Source organism: Vibrio sp. Of14-4, assembly GCF_022347625.1.
GTDB classification, from domain to species: domain Bacteria; phylum Pseudomonadota; class Gammaproteobacteria; order Enterobacterales; family Vibrionaceae; genus Vibrio; species Vibrio pristinus.
Genome location: NZ_JAKRGI010000042.1, coordinates 1 through 3,508, shown reverse-complemented (window position 1 = coordinate 3,508; position 3,508 = coordinate 1). Strand labels below are relative to the sequence as shown.

Genomic DNA, 3,508 nt, shown 5'->3' with positions numbered 1-3,508 from the left:
AGTGCATTATGGTTACGATGCGAAGGGGCGTTTATCTAAGGTGACGGTGGATTTATCACCGCAAGACAAATCCATTACCGATGGTCAGGTTTATACCACTACCTACACGTATCAAAACGCCGACAGTTATCTTCTTAAACGGATAAGTCAAAGCAATGGCAGCGTGTTAACGTTTGAGTACAAAGAGGTGGCTGGGACAACTCGCCTAAGTAAAATTGACGATAACGGCTCGGTCACCGTATTGGACTATAACGAAAAGCGCGCCAATGACCATCAACTGAAAATAACCGATGCCACAGGGCAGAACTGGTACTACCAACATGATGAACAAGGCCGCTTAGTTAAGACTAAGTCTCCCCAAGTGGTGTACAAAAACCATATCAATGGTGGTTCAGACTTTGAGGATTTTTTTTCTACTCACTATGGCTACGATAAAGATAATAATTTAACAGGAGTGGACGAAGAGGACGGAAGAGGGGCTATCTTTGATTACGATGCAATGGGCAATTGTATAAAAAAGGAAGGTCGCGGAGGTGTTGGAGATGAGTATTATGAATACGATGACTTGAATCGCCTTGTAAAAACACGTATTGATAACCGGCCTGGATCTGATATCGATGACATTATGCCATCCATGGAATACGATGGTTATCGCTACGCTATCTATGAGGGGCTAAACCTGCGCTTTGAGGTCACTGAAGCGGGATTGGTTACTGAGCATGAGTATGACGGTTTTGGCCAACGCGTACGTTCACGAGAGTATACAAACTCGTCTCTGTTTCAAGACTCTTTGCCGACTGTTGAGGCAATGATTGATTGGGCTAAAGCTCAGGACAAGAGTGAGACCTTGTTAACCGATTATACCTATCAGCGTGGTTTGCTCCATACCCAAGTTCACTATGACACCTTGGATTCTGACGGTAATGGTATTGTCAAACCGAATATAGATGTTGTTGCCGCTTCACAAGAAGAAACAGGGGTTTGGATAAATGGTACGCATGTTGGTGGCGTAGCACCGGGAATTACTATTACTCACCTAAATGCAAAAGGCCAACTAGTGTCTTCACAAACCTATGATACTTTTCAAGATACCATACAAAGTGAAGAGCTTTTACTTAAACTGGATCAACTCAGTGATCTGATGTCCTTTGGTGATAAAATTTATCTCTCAACCAGTGGTCAATGGCACAGTGCAGAGCTTGGGCATCGTTTTAGACAAACACTTCAAGCTGAAACGAAGTTAAACTTGAAGCTGTCTGGGTTTGACTCTTCAACCACCCCTCAATTCTCTTTGCCAGAGACTATGTTGCTAGTGTTTGAAAAGTGGGATTCTACATCAGCCATAGATCAAATGGTGCTTATAGACGAGCAATACGTTGAGCAGGGTAGCGTCAGCTTCCATGATAGTATGCAGTATACTCGTTTTACCTATGATGCGTTTGGTCAGTTGCTCAATCAGGATGTGTTCAAGGGGCATCCTACCGGTGATGAATCCCGCCTTTTGAGCAGTACGGTGAATGTCTATGATGGTATAGGCCGGATCATCAGTCAGACCGATGCAAAAGGGGTGACCACATCGACCCATTATCTCGATGCCAGTCGTCAAGTCCTAGTAACACAGGCCAGCGGTGCAACCGTATCACGAACTTACAGTGCAGCGGGTCATGTATTATCTGAAGTCCGCAGCGCCCCAGAACAGCCACATCGTGAGCGCCATTTTGTCTATAACGAGTTGGGGCAACTGATTGCCACTCAGCACCCTGATGGCAGCGCGCGTTTTCAATTCTATGATGCCGCAGGAGCGCTATGGTTGACTGTGTCAGAAACAGGTGCGGTGACAGAATACCAGAAAGACAAGGCTAACACACGAGTAGAGGTTCAGTATCAGGCCATAATAGATACTTCAAACTGGCTGGTCGATGGTAAGTTGACCCTTTCTGGGGATTCGCTGCTTGCTCTGATACCTGATACAGATAACCCCCGAGTTACAATGTCTTACCATGATGAAAGCGTTCCATATGCACACACTTCCATCCTTACAGAGTACACAAGTGATTCTAAGCCGGGTGAATGGTATGGCTTTAGAACTTGGATGGATAATCAAGGCCGACCTATGATAGAAGCTGAAAGGTCCAATGATGTGTTGTTTTCCACATATAGGACGTATCACCCTTCTGGTGAGGTTGCACTAGAGCAAGATCGAGATGGTTACGTAACTGAATATAAACATCAATATTCTACATATGGTAAATTTACTGAAACTCGCCGCTACCATCAACCGACAAGTGTTTACAGACTTGAGGTTCCATACTCCAGTTATGACGTAATAGCCCAAACAACATATGACAGTTTAGGACGTATCCGTTTTCACAGGGACGAGAGCGGCACAGTGACGGAAACGCGCTATCTTGATGGTGGGCGAGACAAAAAAGTCTACTTATATGATTTTGACGACCTTGACTACCTCAATATCGAAGACTTTGCTTGGTTGGCCAAATCCGTGGTCAAAGCTCCAACAGAATGGAAGTACTCATTAGTTTTGCTATCGCGTGAGCGACGTGATCATGCTGGACGATTGTTATCATCGACAGATAAATATGGCGCAGAGACTCGCTATGTTTACGACGAAAAAACAGGTCTGCTGCGTCAGACTATAACAGCAGCTAACACGTCTGAAAGTCGCTCTGAGTATCGCCATTATAATGGGTTTGGTGAGCTAACAGGTAAGGTGGTGTTAGAAGGTGATCAAGATTGGCAAAGTCCTGCTGTCTCTGAGTTAACCCATACTAAGGGAACTCGCAGTGAATTTGATGTAATGGGGAGAAAAGTACGCCAATATCATCCTGCAACAGGTTCAACAAGCTACCAATATGACAAAATGGGTCGTTTAGTCAGTACGACGGACGCTGAGGGGCATACTCGTAGTAAAGAATACAATACCTATGGTGAAGTCAGTAAGATTCTTGTTGATGGTGTATTAGTTAAATCTGCCGAATATGATTTGAAGGGTCGCTTACATAGAGAAGTGGACCGCGAAGGGGTTCAAACCACATACCTATACAGAGAAAGCAACCGTGTGAGTTTTAAGATACGCCAACACATCGACCAAGTTTATAATAATTTAGGCGATCGCACGGGCAGGGAAATCGCGCGTCATGTCACCCAATATGGATATGACAATCGTGGCAATATCATTGAACAGTTGGTAGCTAAAGACTATCGAGCAGGGAACCAGATATCAGGTGGAGACACCATAGATGCTGTGCAAGGTAGTCGATTAAAATACGTGTCGCAGTGGCAGCGAAAATACGACCATCGTGGCCGAGTGGTCAGTGAAACCAACGGTGAGGGTGTCGAGCGCAAAACAAGCTATGAGTTTTCTGGTCGAGTGAAGGAGGTTTATTTATCGGGAGCGGTGCAAGAGCGCATTGAACTTGATGCCATGGGCCGCACCTTATCGCTGACCAATGGCGCGGGAGAGAAGACTGAGTATGAGTATGATGATACG

General features: G+C 45.1%; 1 protein-coding gene. It reads left to right on the top strand.

The annotated features are described in order from the left end of the window. Window positions 1-3,508 (top strand): hypothetical protein (locus tag MHN79_RS20665; RefSeq protein WP_239174861.1); only part of this gene is annotated, 3,508 nt, incomplete at both ends.